This window comes from Streptomyces sp. NPDC051243, assembly GCF_044455405.1.
GTDB lineage: Bacteria > Actinomycetota > Actinomycetes > Streptomycetales > Streptomycetaceae > Streptomyces.
Genome location: NZ_JBITES010000008.1, coordinates 322,209 through 347,713, shown reverse-complemented (window position 1 = coordinate 347,713; position 25,505 = coordinate 322,209). Strand labels below are relative to the sequence as shown.

The window sequence follows — 25,505 nt, the reverse complement described above, 5'->3', positions numbered from 1 at the left end:
CCCCGCAAGGTAGGCATGGCACATGACCAACGACGGGGGAGGCTCCGGCCACAAGGGGCGTGTGATCGGCGGGCGTTACCGGCTGGTCGAGCGCATCGGCTCCGGCGGCATGGGCACCGTGTGGCGGGCGCTCGACCAACTGGTTGAGCGCGAAGTCGCCGTCAAACAGCCGAGGTTGCCCGGTGACCCGGAGGACGCGGCCCATCAGCGCGCCGCCCACCGGCTCCACCGTGAGGCCCGCGCCGCCGCCCGCGTCGACCATCCGGCCGCCGTCTCCATCCACGACGTCGTCGTCGAGGACGGACTGCCCTGGATCGTCATGGAGCTGGTCCGCGGCGAATCCCTGCACGAGGTCCTCCAGCGCGGCCCGCTCCGTCCCGCCGAGACCGCCTACATCGGCCTCGCCGTCCTCGGCGCCCTGCGCGCCGCGCACGACGTCGGCATCGTGCACCGAGACGTCAAGCCCGCCAACGTCCTGCTCGGCCCTCCCTCACTCTCGACCTCGCTCAAGCGGGGGCACCCGCAGCGCCGCGTCGTCCTCACCGACTTCGGCATCGCCCAGATCCAGGGCGAGGAATCCCTCACCGTCAGCGGCGAGTTCATCGGCTCCCTGGAGTTCATCGCCCCCGAGCGGATGTCCGGCCGGGGCGCCGGCCCGGCCTCCGATCTGTGGTCGCTGGGCGTGCTCCTGTACGCCGCCGTGGAGGGCTGGTCGCCCTTTCGCCGTACGACTCTGGAGTCCACGCTCGCCGCGATCATCGCCGCCGATCCGCCCGAGCCGAAACAGGCCGGGCCGCTGGGGCCGTTGATCGTACGGCTGCTGGCGAAGGACCCCGAGCTGCGGCCCGGCGCGGAGGAGGCCGGGGCGGTTCTGGAGGCGGTGTCGGAGGGGTGGCCGGTGCCGGAGCCCGCCGGGGGAGAGGCCGGCACGGAGCCCCAGGACGCCTCTGGACTGCGGGAGTTCGCGGAGGACGAGGGGACGGTACGGCTGGGAGGCGGGGCGGCGTCGGCAGCGGCGGGTGAGCCGGCGCTCGAGCCCGACCCCGAACCGAGGCCCGCGTCCGAACCCCCGCCGGAGCCCGCCCCCGAGTCCGAACCCGAGCCGGAGCCCGAACCCGAACCCGAGCCCGAGCCAGAGCCAGAGCCCGAATCCGAACCGACCCCTGAAGCTCCCCCCGTACCGGCCGCCGAAGCTGCCCCCGAACCGACGACCACCTCGACGGCCACCCCCTCGAACCCCAGGCGCCGCGCCTGGCTGCTCCGCCCCGTGCCCGTAGCCGTCCTCGGTGTTCTCCTGGTGGCGGGCACCTGGTTCGCCACCTCCTCCTTCCTCGTCGACAAGGGCGACGACCTGAAGGAGATGAACCCAGCAAACACCTCGGCCCCCCTGGCCCCCCGGCCGTCCACGACCTCAACCCCCACCCCCACCCCCACCACCGACACCTGGACCGAGCACCACGAGAAGGCCATGAACGCGGTGTTCTCGGTCCCGAAGGACTACAAGGAGTTCGCCCGGCAGGGCACCGCGAGCTACCAGCCCCGCATCGTGATCTACGCCAAGGGCGAGATCCATGTCCGCCTCACCCAGTGGGACAAGGCGCCGGCTTCCGCGAAGGGCCAGGCGGAGCAGCACGCGAAGGACTGGGCGCTGTACGGAAAGGCCAGTACCCAGTTCACCGACACCAGCCTCCAGGGCTACGACGCCGTCCTCGCCGACACCACCTACGACGACTCGGGCAGTCTGACCCGCACCCTGGAGCTGTTCGTCCTCACCGACGACAGCCGCATGTACGAACTCCGCGTCGACATGCCCAAGGGCACCCCCGACGAGAAGAAGGGCACCGCGGTCTTCAAGGGCGCCCGTGACCGACTCGAGATCGGATGACTCCGCACCGATTCGGCACCGACTCGGCAACGCCCTGATCAGCGCGTTTGTTGCCAGTGGTCACTGGCGGCATGTGAGCACTCGGTGAATCCGCGTTACCGACGGGTACACAAAGCCCCCGCTCCGGCATACCCTGCGGCTCATGACGGACGCGCAGGCCCCGGCCAAGACCGGCACCAACCCCCTCGCCCCCGCCCCGGAGGGCGCTCGTACCGCCGCCGACGTGGTCACCCCCGAGCTGGTGGCCCAGCTCACCAAGGGCGTGGTCGGCTCCGGTCGTACCGCCAACCACACGCCGTTCACCGGCGAGAAGCTGGCCGACCTGCCGGAATCCACGCCCGAGGACGTGCGGAAGGCCTTCGAGGCGGCCCGCAGGGCACAGGTCGTCTGGGCCCAGGTTCCGGTGCGGCAGCGCGCCGCCGTCCTGCTCCGCTTCCACGACCTGGTGCTCGAACGCCAGGCCGAGGTCCTCGACCTCATCCAGCTGGAGACCGGCAAGGCCCGGCTGCACGCCCACGAGGAGGTGCAGGCCGTAGCCGTCGCGGCCCGCCATTACGGCCGTAAGGCACCCGCCTACCTCAGGCCCAAGCGGCACGCGGGCGCCATGCCCACGCTCACCCGCGTCACCGAACTGCGCCACCCGCGTGGCGTCGTAGGCCAGATCGCCCCCTGGAACTACCCCCTGGAGCTGTCCGTCGGGGACGCGCTCCCGGCTTTCGTCGCGGGCAACGCGGTCGTCATGAAGCCGGACACGGAGACCTGCCTCACCGCCCTCTGGGCCCGTGACCTGCTCATAGAGGCCGGTCTGCCCGCCGATGTGTTCCAGGTCGTGCTCGGCGAGGGCCCGGTCGTCGGCCCCGAGGTCGTCCGGCACGCCGACTACGTCTCCTTCACGGGCTCCACCCGCACCGGCCGCGAGGTCGCCCAGGGCGCCGCCGCCCGTCTGGTCGGCGTCTCCCTCGAACTCGGCGGCAAGAACGCCATGCTGGTCCTGGAGGACGCGGATGTGGAGAAGGCCGCCGCGGGCGCCGTCCGCGCCTGCTTCTCCTCCGCCGGTCAACTCTGCATCTCCATCGAGCGGCTGTACGTCCACGAAGCCATCGCCGACGCCTTCGTCGAGCGCTTCGCCGCCCGCACCAGGTCGATGCGGCTGGGCAAGTCCCTCGCCTACGGCGCAGACATGGGCTCCCTGGTCGGCGAGCGCCAGCTGGAGACGGTGACCCGGCACGTGGAGGAGGCCGTCGCCAAGGGCGCGAAGCTCGTCGCCGGCGGCACGGCCCGCCCCGACATCGGCCCGTACTTCTTCGAGCCGACGATCCTCGACGGCGTCGAGCCCGAGATGACCGTGTGCACCGAGGAGACCTTCGGCCCGGTCGTCTCCATCTACCGCTTCAAGAGCGAGGACGAGGCGATCGAGCTCGCCAACTCCACGCCGTACGGCCTCAACTCCTCGGTCTGGACGAAGGACGGCCGCCGCGGCCGCGAGGTCGCCGCCCGTCTGCGCACCGGCACCGTCAACGTCAACGAGGGCTACGCCCCGGCGTACGGCAGCGTCCAGTCGCCCATGGGCGGCATGAAGGACTCCGGCCTCGGCCGCCGCCACGGCTCCGAGGGCATCCTCAAGTACACGGAGGCCCAGACGGTCGCCCAGCAGCGGCTGCTGCCGATGGCGCCGTCGCTGGGCATGGACGACGAGAAGTACGCGCAGTTCATGAGCCGGAGCCTGCGAGTGATGAAGGCGTTCCGTTTCCGCTAGGGCCGCTGTCGAGCCCGCCCGCACCACCGCTTTCAACGAGGAGAGCACGTGTCACAGGAGAACTCCGCCCAGAAACAGGACGACGGCTCCGGGTACGACTATGACGTCATCGTCGTCGGGTCGGGTTTCGGCGGCTCCGTCACCGCGCTCCGCCTGACCGAGAAGGGCTACCGCGTCGGCGTCCTGGAGGCGGGCCGCCGCTGGACTCGCGAGAGCCTCCCGAGGAACTCCTGGGACCTGAAGAACTACCTCTGGGCTCCCAAACTCGGTATGTACGGCATCCAGCGCATCCACCTGCTGGGCAACGTCATGGTCCTGGCCGGCGCGGGTGTCGGCGGCGGCTCCCTCAACTACGCCAACACCCTCTACGTACCGCCGAAGGCCTTCTTCGACGACCCCCAGTGGCGGGACATCACCGACTGGCAGGAGGAGTTGAAGCCGTACTACGACCAGGCGCAGCGCATGCTCGGCGTACGGCTCAACCCGACGATGACCCCGTCCGACGTCCATCTGAAGGCGGCCGCCGAGCGGATGGGCGTCGGCGACACCTTCCATATGGCGCCGGTCGGCGTGTTCTTCGGCGACGGCAAGGACGCCGACGGGGAGGCGAAGGCGGGGCCCGGGCAGGAGGTCGCCGACCCCTACTTCGGCGGGGCGGGCCCGGCCCGCAAGGCGTGCACCGAGTGCGGTGAGTGCATGACGGGCTGCCGGCACGGCGCGAAGAACACCCTCAACGAGAACTACCTCTACCTCGCCGAGAAGGCGGGCGCGGTCGTCCACCCCCTGACCACGGTGGTCTCCGTCACGGACGACTCCCAGGGCGGCTACGCGGTGGCGACGCTGCCGACCGACCGGAGGAAGAAGGGCGAGGGCAGGCTCTTCAAGGCCCGCCGAGTGGTGATCGCGGCGGGCACGTACGGCACCCAGACCCTCCTGCACCGTATGAAGGCGGGCGGCCAACTGCCGTACCTCTCCCCGAAGCTGGGCGAGCTGACCCGCACCAACTCCGAGGCCCTGGTCGGCGCGCAGACCGACAACCGGCGCTACCGCAAGGCGACGGGCGAGCCGAAGGTCGACTTCACACGCGGAGTCGCCATCACGTCGTCCATCCACCCGGACGAGAACACCCACATAGAGCCCGTCCGCTACGGCAAGGGCTCCAACTCGATGGGCGGCCTGTCGATCCTCCAGGTCCCCTACGCGGAGGGCTCGTCGCGGGTCGCGGCCTGGCTGGCCAACGCCGCCCGCCACCCCCTCCTCGTCCTCCGCTCCCTCTCCAACCGCCGCTGGTCGGAGCGGACCATCATCGGCCTGGTGATGCAGTCGCTGGACAACTCGCTGACGACGTATCTGAAGCCGGACGGCGTCGGCAAGGGCCTGCTGACCGCCCGCCAGGGCCACGGCGCCCCCAACCCCAAGCAGATCAAGGCCGCCTCGGAAGCCGCCTCCGCGATCGCCGCCGACATCAACGGCTTCGCCGGCTCCAACGTCGGCGAGCTGATGGGCACCCCCCTCACCGCCCACTTCCTGGGCGGCTGCCCGATCGGCGACTCACCCGAGACCGGCGTGATCGACCCGTACCACCGTCTGTACGGCCACCCCGGCATCTCGGTCGTCGACGGCGCGGCGGTCTCGGCCAATCTGGGCGTCAACCCGTCCCTGACGATCACGGCGCAGGCCGAGCGGGCGATGTCGTACTGGCCCAACAAGGGCGACGCCGACCCGCGGCCGGCGCAGGGAGCGGCGTACGAACGCCTGAAGCCGGTCGAGCCGAAGTCGCCGGCGGTACCGGCGGAGGCGTTCGGGGCGCTGAGGCTGCCGTTCCTGGGGATGCCGGCCGTGCCGCCGAAGAAGTAGCAGCCGAGCGGCGACAGACGGAAACAGAGAAGGACCTGCGCCCCCCTCCGAGCGCAGGTCCTTCTCTGTCTTGCGTCAAGCTCTGCCGAGGCTTACGCCTCCGCACCCACCTTGCGGCGCTTCATGGCGAACACGACGCCCGCACCCGCGAGAACGGCGACGCCACCGATGGTCGCGATGACCGGGAGGTTGGAGCTGGAACCGGTCTCGGCCAGGTTGCCGGTGATCTCCTGGACCTCGCCCTGCGGCTTCTTGCCGTCGATGCCCGAGGGCTTCTCACCGTTCGGCTTGGCGTCGCCGGGGTTGCCCGGGTCGCTGCCCGCCGCGAGGACGGTGAACTCGTAGAACTCACCGTTGCCGTAGCACGCGGCGTCCTCACCGGCGTAGATCGCCTGGCTCAGCGCGAAGGACGCGCCGGCCGGGGCCGAGGACTTCACGCGGACGCGGAGGTCCAGCGATGCGGAGGAGTTCGCCTCCAGCTTGTCGAGGGAGGCGACGAAGCTACCGGTGAAGTGGATCTCGCCGTCCTCGGACTCCCAGCGGTCCTGGTAGGCGCTGGTCCACTCGCCGTCCTCCTTGACCTGGATCTCGGCCAGGTCCTCGGACAGCGAGTGCCCCTCGTTCACACCGGCGTACTCGGTGAACGCCTCGATCCAGACGTTCTCCAGGTCGTCGTCGGAGTTGTTCGTGGCGACGAACTCGAAGTTGTGCCAGCCCGAACCCGCGACGATCTTGCTCGGCAGACCGGAGATCTCGGCCGTGAGGTTGTCGTCGAGGTCGAAGGTCTCGCAGTCCTCGTAGGGGTTCCAGGGCTCCTCGTCCTCCGACGGGGTGCTCTCCGAGGGGGACGGGGAGACGGAGGTCGTCGGCTCCTCGGTGGGCGTCGGCTCTTCGGTGGCCGGCGTGGTCGCGTCCTCGGTGGGCGTCGGCTCCTCGGTACCCGGCGTGGTCGCGTCCTCGGTGGGCGTCGGCTCCTCGGTGGCCGGCGTGGTCGCGTCCTCGGTGGGCGTGTCGGTCGGCGCCTCGGTCACCGTCTCGGTGGGCGCCGACGTCGGGTCGTCCGTGGCGAACGCGGCCGGCGCGGACAGCAGCGCGATCGGCGCTATGACAGCCGTCGTGGCTGCGGCGGCCAGGGCGCGGCGAAGCTTCATGAAGACCTCGAAAGTCCGTAGTGCTGCGACGTCGCAACACGCGTATGGGAGGGAGGCCTCCGCGTGTGGGGCGCGGGTGTGGCCGTTGGTACGCAGGGTTTGATCCGTGAAGGTTGTGAATGGTTGTGCCTGCCCTGACGGATTTCTTATGTGGCCTGCATCACACCTGCATGGCTTCAGGAGCGGCCCTTGCGGAGGCCCGGAGCTGACGTACGCTCAGCCGGCCGACAGCCCACCGAGAGGAAGCGCGAACCGCCGTGACCGACAAGCCGTCCGAGCCCTCGTCCATACCGGACGAGGAATGGGAGAAGTTCGTCCGGGACGCCGAACGCGACCACGCCTCCGCCGCCCCGAAGGAACCCTCCGCCCGCGCCCGCATGGTCACCGAGCGCCTGCGCCGACAGGACGAGCGGGGAGAAGTGCCCGCAGGGTGGCGTACCGGCCCGGCATGGCAGGAGATGAACGGCCGGGCCGCGCGGCGCCGGAAGGTGTGGAGCGTGCTCGGCGTGCTGCTCGCCGTCGCCGTTGCCGTGATCGCCCTCAAGCCGTCCGCCGCGCTGTCCTGGCTGCCCGGCGGCTCGGGTGTCGACGTGGACGCTCCGTCGGCCTCGCCGTTGGGCGCGGAGACGACCCGGCCCAGCGGGGCGCCCGCCGACGTGGCAGGTCAGCCCACCCGCAAGCGGCCGTTCGCCGGCTCCCCGGCCGAGCGGTGGGCGGAAGGCGCGGACGCCATCGAGGTGCCGAAGGCCAAGGCCGTCAGGGGAGTCTCCGCCGCGCGGATCGAAACGGCGCTGCGGCTCACGAAACAGTTCCTCGTCGCCTCCAACCTCGACCGTGACGTGCTCTACGGCGCCCAGCCGAAGCAGGCGCTGGCGCTCATCGACCCGTTGGCCGAGGAGTTCCTCGATCGTCTGCGTGCGGGCCTGCGCCGTCCCACCGCCCAGAACGATCCGAAGTGGAAGTTCACCCGCTTCGACCCGGACGAGATCGAGCTCGTGGGCACGGAGGTGAAGGTGCGCGGGCGCATGACGGTCGAACCCGGCGAGGGCAGCGGAAAGGCGCTGATCCGGGCCGACTACACCTTCGTGTACCCGGTGGCGCGGGCCGGCGGCGGCCAGGAGGTCACGCGCACGATCGTCCGCCGCGCCATCGAGGTGGAGGTCGTCGACCCCGCCAGGTACCAGGCGACCGAGGGGCGCATCTGGCTGCTCGACCACAGCAGCCAAATCGGCAACGACGCCTGCCGGCAGGGTGACGGCTTCATCCATCCGAGGTTCCGGGCCGACCTGGACGCCAGCCCCGAGCCGTCCGGTGAGGTGGTGGATCCGTACGACCGGAGCAGGGAGCTGGACGGGGCGAAGGCGGGGGCGGGAGCGGAGTGCGGCACGCTCTCGCGCACTTAGCACCGTCGGGGATCGTCCGTACGGGATGAGAAGGGCCCCGCGGGCTGTAGCCGCGGGGCCCTTCTTTCGTCAGCACCGACGTCAGGGCAGCGTCGGTGCCTGGGGAGCGGCGCCGGGGGGTTGCGCCGCTGGTCACGGATGGTCTCGACCTCTGGCAATGCAGTTGTCCGGGGGCCGGGTCGGCGGGACCCGGCGGTTTCTACGCATCGTGCTGGATGGATCCGGCCGCCGCAACCGCTTGACCCGGTCTTGTACGCCTTCTTGCGTTCCGTTAGGTCTTCTCGCACTTCCGCCGGCCGGCCCCGGGCGTCCCCGGAGCCGACCTTCCTGGGTGACCGGGCTGCTGTCCCCTGCCGTCCGGTCACCTACCTGGAGCGAGGTCCCACGGCATACGGCGTGATCCGTACGCCTCATCGCTCCAGTGAGCCACGCGTGGTTTCTTTCGGGCCCGCCCCTGGCTGGCACGGACACCGGTACCAACGAAGGGCTGGGGGAGGCGTCACGCACCGTACGGGTGAGACGGGCCCCGAACTCAGATGCGACCGCGGCACAGTTCGAGCAGCGTCATGGCGAGCGACGTGCCCGGCTTGCCCAGCGCCTCGCTGTAGTGGCTGAGGATCTCCATCTCGCGGGACAGGTTCACCCGCCGGCCGCCGGAGGTGATCCGCGCCTCCTGGATGACGGCCGAGACGGCCATGCGTTCCTGGATCAGCCCGATGATCCGGTCGTCCAGGGCGTCGATGCGTTCACGGGCACCGGTGATCACGTCCGCGGCCTCGGTGGTGCGGGCGCCGGTCACGTCGATGGCGGTCATGCGGGGCTCCTCGTCGAAGTCGAAGGGGCGGTGCCCCGGAGCGACAGGGCCCGGAAACGACAGACGCCCCGGACCTTGTCGGCCCGGGGCGCCTGGGAAGTCGCTTGTCAGTTGCTCAAGCAGCACGACCATGGCAGCCGGCGGGCCGGATGCCATAGGTAAAGAGGAAGGTCGGGTGCGTGAGCATGGGGTCAGTATGCCTGGCCCCGTGGAGGTGTCCAACCAGGTTCGGATCCTGAGACGGGGCTTGCCCCAGGGGTGCTCCCGCGGATCCCGGTAGACTCGGCCTCACACCCACACCTCGCTCACCGCCGGAAGGCAACCCGTGTCATCAGCGAACCCCGCCGCCCCCGACACCGTCCTGGTCGTCGACTTCGGTGCGCAGTACGCCCAGCTCATCGCCCGTCGCGTCCGCGAGGCCCGGGTCTACAGCGAGATCGTGCCGAGCACCATGCCCGTCGAGGAGATGCTCGCCAAGGACCCGGCGGCGATCATCCTCTCCGGTGGCCCCTCCTCCGTGTACGAGGAGGGCGCCCCCCGCCTCGACCGCGCCCTCTTCGAGGCCGGCGTCCCCGTCTTCGGCATGTGCTATGGCTTCCAGCTCATGGCGCAGAGCCTGGGCGGGACGGTCGACAACACCGGTGCGCGCGAGTACGGCCGTACCGATCTCCACGTGTCGAAGTCGTCCTCCACGCTCTTCGAGGGCACCCCGGCCGAGCAGCACGTGTGGATGTCGCACGGCGACGCCTGCTCCGCCGCCCCCGAGGGCTTCTCCGTGACGGCCTCCACCGATGTCGTCCCGGTCGCCGCCTTCGAGAACGACGAGAAGAAGCTCTACGGCGTCCAGTACCACCCCGAGGTCATGCACTCCACGCACGGCCAGCAGGTGCTTGAGCACTTCCTGTACCGCGGTGCCGGGCTCACGCCGTCCTGGACCACCGGGAACGTCATCGAAGAACAGGTCGCGGCCATCCGCGAGCAGGTCGGCGACAAGCGCGCCATCTGCGGTCTGTCCGGAGGCGTGGACTCCGCCGTCGCCGCCGCCCTCGTCCAGAAGGCCATCGGCTCCCAGCTGACCTGCGTGTACGTCGACCACGGCCTGATGCGCAAGGGCGAGACCGAGCAGGTCGAGAAGGACTTCGTGGCCGCGACCGGCGTGCAGCTGAAGGTCGTCGACGCGGAGGAGCGGTTCCTGACCGCCCTGAAGGGTGTCTCGGACCCCGAGGAGAAGCGGAAGATCATCGGCCGCGAGTTCATCCGGGTCTTCGAGCAGGCGCAGGCGGAGATCATCGCGGACGAGGGTCCGGCGGTGGAGTTCCTCGTCCAGGGCACCCTCTACCCCGACGTGGTCGAGTCCGGTGGCGGCACCGGCACGGCGAACATCAAGTCCCACCACAACGTGGGCGGCCTGCCCGAGGACCTCGAGTTCCAGCTGATCGAACCGCTGCGCAAGCTGTTCAAGGACGAGGTCCGGATGGTCGGCCAGGAGCTCGGACTGCCGGAGGAGATCGTCCAGCGCCAGCCGTTCCCGGGCCCTGGTCTGGGCATCCGGATCGTCGGCGAGGTGACCAAGGAGCGGCTCGACCTGCTCCGCGAGGCCGACGCCATCGCCCGTGAGGAGCTCACGGCGGCCGGCCTCGACCGGGACATCTGGCAGTGCCCGGTGGTCCTGCTCGCGGACGTCCGCAGCGTGGGTGTGCAGGGTGACGGGCGGACCTACGGCCACCCGATCGTCCTGCGCCCCGTCTCGTCCGAGGACGCGATGACCGCCGACTGGTCGCGGCTGCCGTACGACGTGCTGGCGCGGATCTCGACCCGCATCACCAACGAGGTGCGGGACGTCAACCGGGTCGTGCTCGACGTGACGTCGAAGCCGCCGGGCACCATCGAGTGGGAGTAGTCCCGCCGGTCAGGTCCGCTTGAGAGTGCGCACCGGCTCTCCGGGCTTCCAGATCTGGACGACGAGGTACTTGTCGTCCTCCACGTAGGTCCGCACGACCTCCGTCAGCTCGGTGCGGAAGAGGTGGAACGGCTCCGGCGGTTCCACCTCTTGTGTATACGCCTTCTTGGTCTCGGGGTCCTCGACCTCGACCGCCCGTCCGCTGATCCGCACGTCCCCGCCGCCCATTCCGGTACCGTCCCCCGGGTTCGCCTGGAGCGCGAAGCGCGGGTCGCGGCGCAGGTCGAGGGCCTTGAGCGAGTCCGGCATCATGCCGAGCCACAGCTCGCCGTTCAGGAAGCGGACCTCCAGGCCGGTGGTGCGCGGAGAGCCGTCCTTGCGGAGGGTGGCCAGGACGTGGTGGGTGTAGGCGCCGAAACGCTGTTCCGCGGTGCGGGCCAGGTCCGGCTGCGCCGCCATGAAGGTTGCCCAGTTCGCTGCCATACGGTGAGTGTGGCGCTGATACCCGACAGCTGCTGTCCGGTTTACGCCGACCCGGGCGTCGGATCTTTACAGAACATCTCTGTTCTCCTGCGCTGACCGACGGTAACTTCCGCCCCGTAAGCAACCCAGTGCTGGAGGACACATGCACGGGACGCCCCTCGGGCCCATTCCGCCCTCGCCGCTGCCGACCGATCAGCTGCAGTTCGCGATGCCGCCGATGCACGAATCCGTCGAGGACGAGCGCCGGCACCGCAAGGAACGGCTCGCGGGGGCGCTCAGGATCTTCGGGCGGCTCGGGTTCGAGGACGGGGTCTCCGGGCACATCACCGCGCGCGATCCCGAGTTCAGCGACTGCTTCTGGGTGAACCCGTTCGGGATGCCGTTCAAGCACGTCACCGTCAGCGACCTCGTCCTCGCCAACTCCGAGGGCCAGGTGATCGACGGCCGCTACCACGTGAACCAGGCCGCCTTCACCGTGCACTCCCAGGTCCACGCCGCCCGCCCCGACGTCGTCGCGGTCGCCCACTGCCACTCGGTGCACGGGCGCGCGCTCGCGGCGCTGGGCGAGCTGCTGGACCCGATCACCCAGGAGAGCTGCGCCTTCTACGAGGACCACGCGCTCTACGACGCTTACTCGGGGGTCGTCGTCGACGCCGAGGAGGGCCGCAGGATCGCGGCCGCGCTCGGCTCCCGCAAGGCCCTCGTCCTGCGCAACCACGGCCTGCTGACCGTCGGGGACTCGGTGGACGCAGCCGCCTGGTGGTTCCTGTCGATGGAACGGTCCTGCCAGGTGCAGCTGACCGCGAAGGCGGCGGGGCGTCCGGTGCTGATCGAGCATCGGCCGGCGGTGTCCACGCGGGAGCAGCTGGGCGGGGATCTGGTGGCGTGGATCAACTATCAGCCGTTGTGGCAGGACATCAGCCGCAGTGAGCCCGACCTGTTGAGCTGAGCCGTATCAGAAGCCCCGCAGGACCACCGCCTTGGTCATCGCGAACTCCTCGTCCGTGAGGACGCCGTCCCGGTGCAGTTCCCCCAACTCCCGCAGCCTGCGCAGCAGTACGTCGTGATGGTCGACCGGGGGCGGGACGGACGCCACCGGCTGGGGGCGGTCGGGGCGGTCGGCGCGGTCGACCGCTGTGCGGGTGGAAGGGTGGGGCATGCGGGCCGTGACCGCGGTGGCCACCAGCGCGGTGAGCAGATCGCGGCGGGCGCTGCCCCACAGGTCCAGGGCGTACGGGTCCTTGTCCGGCGGCAGTTTGGAGAACAGCGTCTCCCGGGTCACGAAGCGCAGGAAGCCGTCCTCGTAGCCGGAGTTGGGCAGCCACTCGATCTGGACGAGGTCGCTAAGGCTGATGATCCGCGGGCCGGTCGCCCGTTTGACCCGGTCGGAGGTGTCGGACCAGTCGATCCGCACCTGGGAGCCGTCGAAGGAGACCGTGCCGTCGGAGGAACGGACCGAGACCGGGACCGGTGGGCCGGGGAGGAGATAGGTCTTGGTCGGTTCCTTCGGGATCTGGTCCAGGAGCAGAGCGTGGCGGATCTCCTCGGCGACGTACTCGGCGACCCCGGCACGGTCGACCTCCACCGTCAGCCGGTACGGATCCGCCGCGTCCGGCAGCCTGCCGCCGGTCGCCTGCAGCAGCGGGTCCGCGCCCTCGCGCAGCCGCATCCGCAGCCGTCCGCGCTTGCGCTCGGGTTCGAAGACGATGCTCGCCACGGCCTCGAGGGGTACGGCGATCTCTCCGTACGTCTGCCGGAACAGCGGCACGGAGCGGTGGAGTCCCGGCGTGATCCGGACCGTTGTGCCGTCGAAGGCCCAGGTCCCGTCGCGCTGGATGATCTCGGCCATGGGGAAATTCTCGCAGCCGGGTCAACACGCAGGTCCGGACGTCACCCGCGCCTGCCGGACCCGCCGGGCGCGGAGTGGGGGCGTTAGGGCACAATTCGCTTTCGTCGCAAGGGAGTTGCCGGTGGTGCGGGCGCCGGTCCGCAAGGTGGCCGGAATCCGTCTCGGCCCGGCGGGGTGGCCGGTATCTGAGACGGGCTGCCGGTGGTGGGGCCGTGAGGCTATAAGGCCATGAGGTGATTGGTCATTCGGGTCACTGGTCACTCATTCCGATCACTGGTCGTGGGGCCACTGGTCGTGGGGCCACTGGTCGTGGGGCCACTGGTCGTGGGGCCACTGGTCGTGGGGCCACTGGGTCGTGAGGTCGTTGGGAAGGCGGGCGTCGGGCGTGGCGGTGCAGGAGGCTGGGCAGGGCGGCTCGGTAGCGGGCGTGCACGGGGGTGGCTGCACCTGTGGGGACTGTCCGCACGGGGCGCGTGCGGGGCATCGGCGGGCGGTCGCCGAATTTCTGCTGAAGCGGGACGGGTTCGCCGCGGGGCAGGGGCTGCCGGCCGCCGTGGCTCATTCTCCCTCGGCCTCCCGGCAGTGGGTCTCCACGGAGTTGACGCAGTCCGCGGAACTGGTCGCCGAGCGGGGGCGGGCCGAGGGCCAGGCCTGGCTGGCACGGCTGTGGATTCGTACGGCGTCGGTGGTCTGGGCCCTGGTCGTGGTGCTGCTGCTCGTGCAGGCGCTCACGGCGATCGGCGCGGGGTGGACGTCGGCGCGTACGGCCGGGCTCCTGGCGGCGCTGCTCACGGCCGGGGCACTCACCGCGGCGTCGTGGTTCCACCGGGCGCGGGGTGGCGCGCTGGCACCGGTCATCGGTGAGGACAACCGACTGTCCACGTCCCGCGCGGTGGCCGGGGCGTGGGTGCTGTTCGTGGTGTACGCCGTGCTCGTGCTGGTGGGGCGGCTCGCGGGGGCGTCCGGGCACCGGGAGCGCGACGCACTGATCGCCGGACTCGAACTCGGGCGGGGTGCGGGTGTGGTGACCGTGCTCGCCGTGGTGTGCGCGATCGCGGTGCTGGTGCGGCGGGTGGTCGGGGTGCGGGTGCTCGGGCAGCGGCTGCAGAAGGTGCGCGCGGATCGGCCGCGGGCGTCGGACCTGCTGACGGATGACGCGGGACGGGGGACGTTCGCGGACATCCAGTACGTCGTGATCGGCGGGGTCGCGTTGCTGTTCGCGGCGGTGCGGCTGGCTCGCCGTCCGGATCAGCTGCCGGATCTGCCGTGGGGGCTGGCGGTGGTGGTGCTGGTGTCGGCGGCGACGTATCTCGCCGGTAAGTACGCGGAGGGGGGTCGGCCGGTGATTCTCTCGGTGGTGCGGGCACGGGAGGCCGGGGATCTGGACGCGCCGATCCGTACGGGGGACGACATCGAGATCCGGGGCGCCGGCTTCGTGCCGCCAGGGGCGCAGGGCGCGGACCGGCTGGCGCGGATGGTGGTGCGGATCGGGGCGGTGCATGTCCATGTGCCGTTGGTGCCGGTGGCCGGCGGCTTCAGCAATCCGACGGATGCGGTGCTGACGGTGCCGGTTCCCGCGGATGTGGAGCCGGGGCGGGTGGAGGTGCAGGTCGTTACCGCGGCGGGCGTGGAGACGAATCGGTACGTGGTTGATGTGACTGAGTGACTGAGTGACTGAGTGAGTGACGGCGGTCGGGGGTCGGCACTGCTGTGGTGGCTTGTGCAGGGTCTCTGTGTCGACGCGGGGTTTCCTCCAGCCGCCGGTGCGTCGGAAAATACGGGGCGGCATCGGAATGAGCGGCGCGGTCACCGCGTACGTATCGTTCCCTGAGGGGTCACCCACGGCGGGCGAGAGGCGGCTACGGCGATGACTCACGGTATGCACACGGACACGCACTCCCCTTATCTCGACGGCGGCCGGGACTGGCGGGACACCGCCGGCCGATACGCACTCCTCCCTCTCCGCGTCTTCCTCGGCATCACCTTCATCTACGCCGGTCTCGACAAACTCACCGACAGCGCCTTCCTGAAGGACTCCGGTTCGGGCTCGATCGGCGACCTGATGCGTGCCGTTCGTGACTCCGCGGCCATCCCGGACCTGGTCGACCTGGCACTGGAGAGCCCCGTCGGCTTCGGCTACACGATCGCCTTCGGTGAACTGGCCGTCGGCATCGGCACGCTCATCGGACTCCTCGCCCGTCTGGCGGCACTCGGCGGCGCGCTCATCTCGCTGAGCCTGTGGTTGACGGTGAGCTGGGCCACCGATCCGTACTACTACGGCAACGACCTCGCCTACCTGATGGCGTGGCTGCCCCTCGTACTCGCCGGCGCCCCCCTCTACTCCGTGGACGCCGCCCTGCGCAACCGGCGACGACAGCGGGCGGGAGGCTACCGGTAGCCCCAGCCGGCAGGGCTACCGGTGGCGCGTGCGGGGGTTGTCGGGTGCGCGTGCGGTCTTCGGGCGATGGCGTGCGGGGGAGAGGCGGGGCGGGAGCGCGGCCGTTGGGGAGCCATTGGTCGGGCAGGAATCACTCCGGTTCGGGTCAGTGGCGTGTCTTCGGTTCGGGGTCAGGGATGCCTTCATCGCGACGTCAGTGGGGTGCCTACGGTTGGGGATCCGGGGGTGTCGTGGCGGTTCCCTGGTGCGATCGGCGGCGTCTGCGTATGCCTCGGGTCGTCGCCGCCGCTATGCCCGCCAGACACAGGCCGCCCACGACCAGTGGTATCACCACGAACCAGGGCGTCTCCCAGGAGCCGCCCGCGTCGCCGGCGTAGATGATGCCCGCGAGGGCCAGGAAGGCGCCGGCGACCAGCCTGCCGGGCTGGAACTCATGACGCAGCACGGCTCACCTCCGCCTGTCCTACGCCGACACTGAGGTCGAGGTCGAGCGTGCCCGCCGACTTGGTGCCTGTGGCTGGTGTCAGGGTCAGCTCCTTGTGCTTGCCCGGTGCCACATCCACATCCTGTTCGTCGTCACCCGGCAACTGGATGTCCCCCACTCCTACGTCGATGCTCACCTTGACGGTCACGTCCTTGGGGACGATCACCTTCAGCTCGCCCACGCCCACATCGGCTCTGGTGGTCACGGTCCGGTCCTCGGTGAACGTCACGCGGGTCAGGTCCAGAGTGCCGACGCCGGTGCCCAGGTCGTACTGCGGCTCGACGTCGGCCACTGCCGCCGGCCGCCAGTTCCTCTCGATCCAGTGGGTGGTGATGTCCTTCGGCAGTGCCGCCGAGGCGGCCAGCAGCCCCGCCGTGATGATCGCCAGGAAAATGGAGCCCGCTCCCGTGCGGCCCAGGAACGCGCTCACCGCTATGCCCAGGCCGAGGACGAGCAGTGCGCAGGACAGGCCGGTCTGCAGGCTGGTGCCGAGGGCGTGGTCCTCCCAGGTCGCGCTCGTGCCGAGCGCACCGGCGAGCAGGGCGAGCAGGAACACCCAGCCGCCGATCCAGCGGGGACCGCGCTGCTTCGGTGGACGGGGACTGCGGGCCCGAATGTCCTCGCGGCTGTGCCAGGTGGTGCCGAGGCTGATGTTGACGGCCGCGGCGATGTCGCGGTCGCGGGAGTCGCGGGGGCCCCAGAGATAACCGGTGCCGCCCTCGTGGGTGCCGTCCTTGACGATGGGGTCGCGCCACCAGGAGCCGTAGGCGGCGGGGACCGGCGGTGCCTGGGCCTCCGGCGGGGCGTCGGCGACGGCCTGGGCGGCGAGCAGGTCGGCGTCGGGGGCGCCGCGGTGCCGGGACCAGTAACCTGCGCCCGCGAGGAGGAGGGAGAGGACTACGGCGAAGGCCAGCACGCCGCCGTTGGTCAGGAGGGTCAGGAACACGCCGCAGCCGACGAGCGCGAACAGCACGGCCGTCAGCGCCTGGCCGTCCACTCGGCCGGTCAGAAGTTTGCGGACCTCGTTCTCCTCGTCGTCGTACGGGACGAAGAGCCAGGCGAAGCCGTAGAAGATGAGGCCGATGCCGCCGGTCGCGGAGAGCACGGCGAGGGTGATCCGGAAGATCACCGGGTCCATGTCGCACTGCCGCCCGAGCCCGGCACACACTCCGGCCAGCAGCTTGTGCCGCCGGTCGCGCCGGAACCTGTGCGGCGGGTCGGGTACGCCCGCTTCCGCGGACGCCTCTGTTTCCGCGCCCGCGTATGCGCGCGGTTCCTCACCCGCGGCGCTCGCGGATGCCGGGCCGGACGGGATGCCCGCGGAGGGCACCGGGTCCGGCCCGGGCACGGAGTCCGCGGCGTGCTGGTGATCAGTCATGTGTCCATGGTGACGGGCGGGTCGGCTCAGCGGGAGTCGGAACGACCCTGGTCGGACCCTGATATCGGCCCTGAGGCGAGGGCCGGGGAAGCGTTCGAGGCGGCGGGCTTCGAAGATCAGGGGAGTCTCGGGGGTCGACCCTGATGCCCCTGTCCTCCGGCCGTGTGAGTATCGATGGCATGCCGGAAGCCGCAGCAGCGCCACTCGTCGAACCGCGGCCGCCGCGCAAGCTCTACCGCAGCAGCGACGGACGCTGGCTCGGAGGCGTGGCGCGGGGGCTCGCCGGGCATCTCGGGCTGCCCGTCATCTGGGTTCGGCTCGTCTTCGTCGGCCTGTTCATGGCGGACGGCCTGGGCGCGCTTCTGTATGCCGCGTTCTGGTTCTTCGTCCCGCTCGGCGTCGGCGGTGTCGACGCGCAGCGGCCCTCTCCCTTCGCCACCGAGACCGCCGCCGACGGCCGCCGCAGACTCGTCGCCCGCAAGCCGGACAAGGGCCAGATCGTCGCGCTGCTCCTCATGGTCGTCGTGGCGATGATCTTCGTCGGCAGCGTCGACCTGGGCAACGGAGCCAAGGCCTACCTCCTGCCCGCCGTGCTCGTCGGCGCGGGCGTCGCCCTGGTCTGGCGCCAGGCGGACAACGCCCGCCGGGCCCGCTGGATGGAGGTCGGCCGGCGTCGGCGCACCCTCACCCTGCTGCGCGCCGCGGGCGGCGTCGTCCTGGTCACGGCCGGCGTCTCCGGCATCTTCGTCCTGCAGGGCTCCGCCGCCCACCTCGGCTCCGTCCTGCAGGCGGCCCTCGCGGTCCTCGTCGGCATAACGCTCCTCGCGGGGCCGTATCTGGTGCGGATGACGCAGGACCTCTCCGAGGAGCGCCTGATGCGCATCCGCGCGCAGGAGCGCGCCGAGGTCGCCGCGCACGTCCATGACTCCGTGCTGCACACCCTGACCCTGATCCAGCGCAACGCGGAGAACGCCGGAGAGGTCCGCCGTCTCGCCCGCGCCCAGGAGCGCGACCTGCGCACCTGGCTCTACAAACCCGAGGGCACCGGCAAGGATGAGGCCGACGAACCCACCAACCTCGCCGACGCGGTCCGGCGCAACGCCGCCGAGATCGAGGACAAGCACGGCGTCCCCATAGAGGTCGTGGTCGTCGGCGACTGCCCGCTCGACGAGAAGATCGGCGCACAGATGCAGGCCGCGCGCGAGGCGATGGTCAACGCCGCCAAGTACGGTGGCGAGGGCGGCGCCGTGCAGGTCTACGCCGAGGTGGAGGGGAAGACCGTGTTCGTCTCCGTCCGGGACCGCGGTCCGGGCTTCGACCTCGATTCGATACCCGCCGACCGCATGGGTGTCAGAGAATCGATCATCGGCCGCATGGAGCGCAACGGCGGTACGGCCCGGCTCCGGGCGGTACCCGGCGGCGGTACGGAGGTCGAGTTGGAGATGGAGAGGGCGGAGAAGACGTCATGAGCGACCCGACCGAGGCGAACGAGCCCGTGGAGTCGACCGGCGGCAGCGCGGGCGAGCGGCACGTGCGCGTGGTCCTCGTCGACGACCACCGCATGTTCCGTACGGGAGTCCAGGCCGAGATCGGCCGGACCGAGCAGACGGGCGTCGAAGTGGCGGGCGAGGCCGCGGACGTCGACCAGGCGGTCACGGTCATCACCGCGACCCGGCCCGAGGTCGTCCTCCTCGATGTGCACCTCCCGGGCGGCGGCGGGGTCGAAGTCCTGCGCCGTTGCGCCGCGTTGATGGCGGACACCGAGCAGCCCGTCCGCTTCCTGGCGCTCTCCGTCTCGGACGCGGCGGAGGATGTCATCGGCGTGATCCGGGGCGGTGCGCGCGGATACGTGACGAAGACGATCACCGGCACCGACCTGGTCGACTCCATCTTCCGCGTCCAGGACGGCGACGCGGTGTTCTCGCCGCGCCTCGCCGGGTTCGTCCTGGACGCGTTCGCGTCGACCGACGCGCCGCCGGTCGACGAGGACCTCGACCGGCTCACCCAGCGCGAGCGGGAGGTGCTGCGGCTGATCGCCCGTGGTTATGCCTACAAGGAGATCGCCAAGCAGCTCTTCATCTCCGTGAAGACGGTCGAGTCCCATGTCTCGGCGGTGCTGAGGAAGCTCCAGCTGTCCAACCGGCACGAGCTGACGCGGTGGGCTACGGCACGGCGCCTGGTCTAGCAGTGAGGGTCCACCCATGAGGGTCCACCCGTGAGGGACGGGCCCTGCGGTCAGGGCTCGCTCGTTCACACCACCCGCGTGGCCCCGGCGAACGGCATCTCGTCGAGCGGCGCGACCCGGACCGGTGCCGACGGGTTCGGGGCGTGGATCATCTGGCCGTTGCCGATGTAGAGGCCCACGTGGCTGATGCTGGAGTAGAAGAACACCAGGTCGCCCGGCAGCAGTTCGGAGCGGGAGACGTGGCGGCCCGCGTCGATCTGGGCGTAGGTGGTGCGGGGCAGGGAGAGGCCCGCCGAGCGGTAGGCGGCCTGAGTGAGGCCGGAGCAGTCGAAGGCGTCCGGGCCGGTCGCGCCCCAGACATAAGGGCTGCCGAGCTTGGAGTGGGCGTAGGAAACAGCGGCCGCCGCACGGGAGTTGGGTGCTTGTGCGGCAGCGGAACCGGGGCCCGTGAGCGCGTCGCGGGTGCCCGCCGAGGAGCGTGCGGCGCGGTCCCCGCTGTCCTGGAGGCGGGCGCGCTCCTCGGCGGTCAGCCGGGCGAGCAGGCTCCTGGCCGCGCCCAGCTTGCCGGTGATCGTGTTCTTGTGCCGTCGAAGTTCGGCCTGGCGGGACTGCAGCGAGGCCAGTTCGACGCGTGCGGCGCCGCGCAGCTGCTCGATCTCCCGTAGCTGCTCGCGGACGCCGGCGACGGACGCCGCCTGGCGGTTGCCGGCGCGTTCGGCGAACTCCGCCGCATCGAGATAGCGGTCGGGGTCGTTCGAGAGCGCGAGCTGGAGGGACGGGTCGACGCCGCCGTCGCGGTACTGTGCCGCGGCCATCGAACCCAGCGCCTCCCGCGCCGCGTTGAGCCGTTCGGTCCTGCGCGCGGTCTCGTCCTGCAGTGTCCTGATCCGCCGCTGGGCCGTCTCCGCCTTCTCCTTGGCGCCGTTGTACTTCTCGGTGGCGACCTCGGCCTCCTGGTACAGCTTGTCCACCTTCGCCTTGACCTGAGCCGGTGTCAGCTGCGGCTCGGCGTGTCCGGTGCCGTCGAAGCCCGTCGCGCTCGCCGCGCCCGCCAGCGCGATCGTCCATGCCGTGCGGGCCGTATTGCCGGGGACCGAACGCTGACGGGGCTTTCGGTGCGCTGCCATGTGGACTGCACGTCCTTTCGTACGACCGCCTCGTCCTGCCACGTCCGTCGGGCGACGGACGTATGACCGCCTCGGGAGAGCGGCGGACGTATGAGCGCCCGGGGGAGCGGAGGTACGGCCGCACCGGGCGGGTTACGCGTCCGGCGGCGGTCCACACAGGGGGAGCGGGCCGCCGCCGGACCTTTCTCGGCGGTGGTGTCCGACTGCCGCCCCTGGCCCGGGCGGCGGTGGGGAGCCGGTCACCTGGTGGAGGACGCTAAACCTCGGTGTGTCGGGTCGGTAACGCGTTGTGCGGAAGTGCCGGGAGCGGACCGGGGGATGACCGTAAGTGAGCGTGATCCCGGGATACGGGCGTCTGGTCAACGCGGGGTGATGACCGATGTGGCGGTTTCGGGGGTCGGCGGGGCAGCAGGGTGCTATGGGCCGCATATATGCAAGATCGGGAGGCGGGGTGGGGTGGTGGGATCGGAGGGGCGGCGCTGTGGGCTTGGAGTGGGGTGGTGTCGGGTGGGCGTTCGGTGGTGATTAGGCTCCGGCTCCATGGACGTACTCATCCATCTCTTCGTCGGCCTGCACATCATCGGCATCGCCGCGTTGCTCGGGGGTTTCCTCACCCAGATGAAGGCGATGGGCCAGGGCACCGCCCGGTTCGTCCCCGCCATGCTGCACGGCGCGCTGACCATGCTGGTCACCGGGGTGATCCTCGTCGGGCTCAACCAGGCGGACGATCAGCCCGTCGACAACCTCAAGATCGGCGTGAAGCTGGCGCTGCTGGTCGTGATCCTCGGGCTCGTGTATGTGAAGCGGGACGAGGAGAAGGTGGACAAGAGTCTGTTCGGGGTGGTGGGGCTGCTGACCACGGCGAACATCTTCATCGCCGTTTTGTGGACGTGACCTCTCCGGACGAGGGGCGGGTGTAGGCCGACACCGCGCCCGCGGTGACCGCCAGCCAAGCCGCCACCGTGATCCACAGCAGTGCGTCGCCGGGGGTCTCGAGCCACGGGATGTCGAGGGCGGTGGCGACGGAGAGGGTCGCCGCCGCCGTCATGCCCATCGGGAACACGGTTGCCCAGCGGCGGACGTCGTAGCGCGGCCGAGGCCATGCGATCTCGGCGATGAGCAGGACGGCGTACCAGGCCAGGTCGAGTACCAGGAGGGCGACGGTCACGGAGCGCAGGACGCCGCTGTCGTCGTCGTTCCAGAGGTAGAGGTCGGCGCTGTCGGCGGCGATGAGTTTCGAGCCGGCGAGTGCGGAGATGGCGAGGGCGCCGCCCGCCACCCAGTGGTCGCCTGCACCGTGGGCCACTTCGCGCAGGTCGAAGCGGGTCAGGGCGACGGCGTAGAGCAGCAGGCCGAGCCAGAAGAACGCGAGTGCCGTGTGGGCGAGCCAGGCCGAGGTCTCGGTCGCGGCGAGTGTCGCGGCCAGGACGGCGAGGCCCTGGGTGGCCACACAGCCGAGGAACACCGCGCCGGGCATGCGGTGGTGCCAGTGGCGTACGACGGTGATCAGCAGGCCGGGCCACAGGAGGGCCGCGAGGGCGAGGAGGGCCTTGGCGAGGGTTTCCCAGCCGAGGGTGGCGAAACGGGTGCCCAGGACCGTTGTCGCGGCGATGGCGGTCAGTGCGGCGGGGGTGGCTGCCTCCTTCGTCCATCTGGTGCGGTCCCACAGGAGCCGTGCGACGAAGTCGCCGGCGAGCGCGAGCCAGGCTGCGCCGGCCAGGGTGAGGGCGATGCGCGACAGTGTCTCGTGGTTCGTCTGGTGCAGGGCCACCGAGAGGATGCCGGTTGCCATGACGGCCGCGCCGGCTGTGAGGGGACGTTGCGACCACCAGGTGCGGAGGGGGGATGGGAGGTTCGTGGCCGTGGAGGTGGTGGCGGGCATGGCGCCGATGCTAGGGAGCGTGGTGGGGGTTGGTGGTGGGGCACGCGCGCGTGGGGGCCAAATACGCGCGGGTGCCTCCGGCGGTTGGGCGGGGGTGCCTGCGGCGGCCTGCTGGTGTTCGGTGGGGGTTCGCCTTGATGCCTGCGGCGCCTGTGCGGGTGGGATGGGGGTTCGCGTAGCGCCTGCGGGTGGGTTGTGGGTCGGGGGGGGGGGGGGGGGGGGGGGGGGGGGGGGGGGGGGGGGGGGGGGGGGGGGGGGGGGGGGGGGGGGGGGGGGGCGGGGGGGGCCGGGGGCGGGCCCCCCCCCCCCCCCCCCCCCCCCCCGCCCCCCCCCCCCCCCCCCCCCCCCCCCCGCCCCCCCCGGCCCCCCCCCCCCCCCCCCCCCCCCGCGCGGCCCCGGCGGGGCCCCCCCCCCCCCCCCCCCCCCCCCCCCCCCCCCCCCCCCCCCCACGGCGGCCGACGAGCCCGAACACGACGGCGACGAGCCGCGTATTCCTCACCAGGCGGGCCCGGGGGCCGGCGGGGTCAATCCGTCGGCGTTCGAGGCGCCCGGGGCCATGAACCCGAGGCCTGCGGGACCGCATGACCAGGCGTACGGCCAGGACGGAGGCCAGGCGTGAGCAACGAAGCCGCCACCGCGACCACAGCCGCGGAGGCAGCACCCGCCCCCGAGCCGATCCCGCACGGCCTCGGCGCCTCCCTGCCGGCCGCCGACGCCCGCGCCAAGACCGAGGGCACGTTCCCGTACGCGGCCGACCTGTGGGCCGAGGGCCTGCTGTGGGCGGCCGTACTGCGCTCGCCGCACCCGCACGCGCGCATCACGTCCATCGACACCTCCCACGCGCGCGAGATGCCCGGCGTACGGGCCGTCGTCACCCACGAGGACGTGCCCGGCAGCCCGCTGTTCGGCCGCGGCAAGGCCGACCGCCCGGTCTTCGCCTCCGAGGTCGTACGCCACCACGGCGAACCCATCGCCGCCGTCGCCGCCGACCACCCCGACACCGCGCGCCTGGCCGCCGCGGCCGTCATCGTCGAGTACGAGGTGCTCGACCCGGTCACCGACCCCGAGCAGGCGTTCGAGGCCGAGCCGCTGCACCCCGACGGCAACCTGATCCGCCACATCCCGCTGCGCCACGGCGACCCCGACGCGGCCGGCGACATCGTCGTCGAGGGCCTGTACCGCATCGGCCGCCAGGACCCGGCCCCCATCGGCGCCGAGGCGGGCCTCGCCGTCCCCCGCCCCGACGGCGGCGTCGAGCTCTACCTGGCCTCGACCGATCCGCACACCGACCGGGACCGGGCCGCCGCCTGCTACGGCCTGGAACCCGAGCGCGTCAAAGTCGTCGTCACCGGCGTCCCCGGCGCCACCGCCGACCGCGAGGACCAGGGCTTCCAGCTCCCGCTCGGCCTGCTGGCGCTCAAGACCGGCTGCCCGGTGAAACTGACGGCCACGCGCGAGGAGTCCTTCCTCGGCCACACCCACCGGCACCCCACCCTGCTCCGGTACCGCCACCACGCGGACGCCGAGGGCAAGCTGGTCAAGGTCGAGGCGCAGATCCTGCTCGACGCGGGCGCCTACGCCGACACGTCCTCCGACGCCCTGGCCGCCGCCGTCGCCTTCGCCTGCGGCCCGTACGTCGTCCCGAACGCCTTCATCGAGGGCTGGGCCGTACGCACCAACAACCCGCCCTCCGGCCATGTCCGCGGCGAGGGCGCCATGCAGGTCTGCGCCGCCTACGAGGCGCAGATGGACAAGCTGGCCAAGAAGCTCGGCATGGACCCGGCGGAGCTGCGCCTGCGCAACGCCATGGCGACGGGCGACGTACTCCCGACCGGCCAGACGGTGACCTGCCCGGCCCCCGTCGCGGAGCTGCTGCAGGCCGTGCGGGACTACCCCCTGCCCGCCCTCCCCAAGGACACGCCCGAGGACGAGTGGCTGCTGCCCGGCGGCCCCGAGGGCGCGGGCGAACCGGGCGCCGTGCGGCGGGGCGTCGGCTACGGCCTGGGCATGGTGCACATGCTCGGCGCCGAGGGCGCGGACGAGGTCTCCACGGCGACGGTGAAGGTCCACGACGGCGTGGCGACGGTGCTCTGCGCGGCCGTCGAGACGGGCCAGGGCTTCACCACCCTCGCCCGGCAGATCGTCCAGGAGACGCTCGGCATCGACGAGGTGCACGTGGCGCCCGTCGACACCGACCAGCCCCCCGCGGGCGCGGGCTGCCGCGGCCGCCACACCTGGGTGTCCGGCGGCGCGGTGGAACGGGCCGCCAAGATGGTCCGTACGCAACTGCTGCAGCCCCTGGCGCACAAGTTCGGCATGTCCACGGAGCTGCTTCAGATCACCGACGGCAAGATCACGTCGTACGACGGTGTCCTGTCGACCACCGTCACCGAGGCGATGGACGGCAAGGAGCTGTGGGCGACCGCCCAGTGCCGCCCGCACCCGACCGAGCCGCTGAACGAGGCCGGCCAGGGCGACGCCTTCGTCGGCGTGGCCTTCTGCGCCATCCGCGCGGTGGTGGACGTCGACATCGAGCTGGGCTCCGTGCGTGTGGTCGAGCTGGCGCTCGCCCAGGACGTCGGCCGGGTGCTGAACCCGGCCCAGCTGGAGGCGCGGATCGAGGCGGGCGTCACGCAGGGCGTGGGCATAGCGCTCACGGAGAACCTGCGCTCCGCGCGCGGCCTGATCCGCCACCCGGACCTGACGGGCTACTCCCTGCCGACGGCCCTGGACGCCCCCGACATCCGGATCGTGAAGCTGGTCGAGGAGCGGGACGTGGTCGCGCCGTTCGGCGCGAAGGCGGTGAGCGCGGTGCCGGTGGTCACCTCGCCGGCCGCGATCGCGTCGGCCGTACGCGCGGCGACGGGCCGCCCGGTGAACCGGCTGCCGATCCGGCCGCAGGCGGCGGTGGTGACGGGGCAGTGAGCGCGTTCCGGCCGGCCCGCCGAACGTT

Annotated in this window: 20 protein-coding genes; 12 read left to right on the top strand and 8 right to left on the bottom strand. The window is 71.5% G+C overall.

Annotated elements, in window-relative coordinates; translation table 11 throughout:
* Positions 1-22 precede the first annotated feature (22 nt).
* The 3 genes from ACIBAG_RS22425 to ACIBAG_RS22415 all read left to right on the top strand — a co-directional run bounded on the left by ACIBAG_RS22425 (position 23) and on the right by ACIBAG_RS22415 (position 5,498).
* Positions 23-1,885 carry a serine/threonine-protein kinase gene (locus tag ACIBAG_RS22425; protein WP_399107268.1) on the top strand — a complete coding sequence of 621 codons (1,863 nt, stop codon included), beginning with the start codon at positions 23-25 and terminating at the stop codon, positions 1,883-1,885.
* 142 nt (positions 1,886-2,027) lie between these two features.
* On the top strand, positions 2,028-3,641 hold the full coding sequence (locus tag ACIBAG_RS22420) for a succinic semialdehyde dehydrogenase (protein ID WP_399107267.1): 1,614 nt from the start codon (positions 2,028-2,030) through the stop codon (positions 3,639-3,641).
* Between the two features lie 48 nt (positions 3,642-3,689).
* Positions 3,690-5,498 (top strand): GMC oxidoreductase, encoded by a 1,809-nt coding sequence (locus ACIBAG_RS22415; protein ID WP_399107266.1) that lies wholly within the window; start codon positions 3,690-3,692, stop codon positions 5,496-5,498.
* Between the two features lie 92 nt (positions 5,499-5,590).
* Here the strand turns inward: ACIBAG_RS22415 and ACIBAG_RS22410 are convergent, their stop codons facing one another.
* A complete protein-coding gene (locus ACIBAG_RS22410; RefSeq protein ID WP_399107265.1) occupies positions 5,591-6,649 on the bottom strand; it encodes an LAETG motif-containing sortase-dependent surface protein in 1,059 nt (352 codons plus the stop codon).
* Between the two features lie 257 nt (positions 6,650-6,906).
* Between ACIBAG_RS22410 and ACIBAG_RS22405 the strand changes: the two genes are divergently transcribed.
* Positions 6,907-8,052, top strand: coding sequence for a hypothetical protein (locus ACIBAG_RS22405; protein WP_399107264.1), 1,146 nt, complete (start codon positions 6,907-6,909; stop codon positions 8,050-8,052).
* Positions 8,053-8,584: 532 nt separating this feature from the next.
* Here the strand turns inward: ACIBAG_RS22405 and ACIBAG_RS22400 are convergent.
* Entirely contained in the window at positions 8,585-8,866 is a 282-nt protein-coding gene (locus tag ACIBAG_RS22400; RefSeq protein WP_126394339.1) for a chorismate mutase, read from the bottom strand.
* A gap of 325 nt (positions 8,867-9,191) precedes the next feature.
* Here ACIBAG_RS22400 and guaA point away from each other — a divergent pair, with 325 nt between their 5' ends.
* Complete coding sequence (gene guaA, locus ACIBAG_RS22395; protein WP_399107263.1) at positions 9,192-10,766, top strand: glutamine-hydrolyzing GMP synthase; 1,575 nt, start codon at positions 9,192-9,194, stop codon at positions 10,764-10,766.
* Between the two features lie 9 nt (positions 10,767-10,775).
* On the opposite strand, the gene ACIBAG_RS22390 is transcribed toward guaA, so the two are convergent.
* Entirely contained in the window at positions 10,776-11,249 is a 474-nt protein-coding gene (locus tag ACIBAG_RS22390; protein WP_399107262.1) for a pyridoxamine 5'-phosphate oxidase family protein, read from the bottom strand.
* A 142-nt stretch (positions 11,250-11,391) separates the two neighbouring features.
* Between ACIBAG_RS22390 and ACIBAG_RS22385 the strand changes: the two genes are divergently transcribed.
* Entirely contained in the window at positions 11,392-12,198 is an 807-nt protein-coding gene (locus ACIBAG_RS22385; RefSeq protein WP_399107261.1) for a class II aldolase/adducin family protein, read from the top strand.
* Between the two features lie 6 nt (positions 12,199-12,204).
* On the opposite strand, the gene ACIBAG_RS22380 is transcribed toward ACIBAG_RS22385, so the two are convergent.
* Complete coding sequence (locus tag ACIBAG_RS22380) at positions 12,205-13,098, bottom strand: DUF4429 domain-containing protein (RefSeq protein ID WP_399107260.1); 894 nt, start codon at positions 13,096-13,098, stop codon at positions 12,205-12,207.
* A 385-nt stretch (positions 13,099-13,483) separates the two neighbouring features.
* Between ACIBAG_RS22380 and ACIBAG_RS22375 the strand changes: the two genes are divergently transcribed.
* A complete protein-coding gene (locus ACIBAG_RS22375) occupies positions 13,484-14,764 on the top strand; it encodes a hypothetical protein (protein ID WP_399107259.1) in 1,281 nt (426 codons plus the stop codon).
* A gap of 201 nt (positions 14,765-14,965) precedes the next feature.
* A complete protein-coding gene (locus ACIBAG_RS22370; RefSeq protein WP_399107258.1) occupies positions 14,966-15,496 on the top strand; it encodes a DoxX family protein in 531 nt (176 codons plus the stop codon).
* Positions 15,497-15,701: 205 nt separating this feature from the next.
* Here the strand turns inward: ACIBAG_RS22370 and ACIBAG_RS22365 are convergent, their stop codons facing one another.
* Both ACIBAG_RS22365 and ACIBAG_RS22360 read right to left on the bottom strand, forming a co-directional pair.
* A complete protein-coding gene (locus ACIBAG_RS22365; RefSeq protein ID WP_399107257.1) occupies positions 15,702-15,941 on the bottom strand; it encodes a hypothetical protein in 240 nt (79 codons plus the stop codon).
* Entirely contained in the window at positions 15,928-17,358 is a 1,431-nt protein-coding gene (locus ACIBAG_RS22360; protein WP_399107256.1) for a PspC domain-containing protein, read from the bottom strand. Before ACIBAG_RS22360 ends, ACIBAG_RS22365 begins: the two co-directional genes overlap by 14 nt.
* A 143-nt stretch (positions 17,359-17,501) precedes the next feature.
* Here ACIBAG_RS22360 and ACIBAG_RS22355 point away from each other — a divergent pair, with 143 nt between their 5' ends.
* Positions 17,502-18,827, top strand: coding sequence for a PspC domain-containing protein (locus ACIBAG_RS22355; RefSeq protein WP_399107255.1), 1,326 nt, complete (start codon positions 17,502-17,504; stop codon positions 18,825-18,827).
* The gene (locus ACIBAG_RS22350) at positions 18,824-19,543 is read left to right on the top strand and encodes a LuxR C-terminal-related transcriptional regulator (RefSeq protein WP_399107254.1); all 720 of its coding nucleotides are present in this window, start codon (positions 18,824-18,826) and stop codon (positions 19,541-19,543) included. Before ACIBAG_RS22355 ends, ACIBAG_RS22350 begins: the two co-directional genes overlap by 4 nt.
* 65 nt (positions 19,544-19,608) lie before the next feature.
* Here ACIBAG_RS22350 and ACIBAG_RS22345 read toward each other — a convergent pair whose 3' ends face one another.
* Positions 19,609-20,670, bottom strand: a complete 1,062-nt coding sequence (locus ACIBAG_RS22345; RefSeq protein WP_399107253.1) for an NlpC/P60 family protein — start codon at positions 20,668-20,670, stop codon at positions 19,609-19,611.
* Positions 20,671-21,210: 540 nt separating this feature from the next.
* Here ACIBAG_RS22345 and ACIBAG_RS22340 point away from each other — a divergent pair.
* Positions 21,211-21,564, top strand: a complete 354-nt coding sequence (locus tag ACIBAG_RS22340) for a hypothetical protein (RefSeq protein WP_399107252.1) — start codon at positions 21,211-21,213, stop codon at positions 21,562-21,564.
* Here the strand turns inward: ACIBAG_RS22340 and ACIBAG_RS22335 are convergent.
* Positions 21,542-22,552 carry a tellurite resistance/C4-dicarboxylate transporter family protein gene (locus ACIBAG_RS22335; protein ID WP_399107251.1) on the bottom strand — a complete coding sequence of 337 codons (1,011 nt, stop codon included), beginning with the start codon at positions 22,550-22,552 and terminating at the stop codon, positions 21,542-21,544. The genes ACIBAG_RS22340 and ACIBAG_RS22335 overlap by 23 nt on opposite strands.
* Positions 22,553-23,167: 615 nt before the next feature.
* Between ACIBAG_RS22335 and ACIBAG_RS22330 the strand changes: the two genes are divergently transcribed.
* On the top strand, positions 23,168-25,477 hold the full coding sequence (locus tag ACIBAG_RS22330; protein WP_399107250.1) for a xanthine dehydrogenase family protein molybdopterin-binding subunit: 2,310 nt from the start codon (positions 23,168-23,170) through the stop codon (positions 25,475-25,477).
* Positions 25,478-25,505 lie beyond the last annotated feature (28 nt).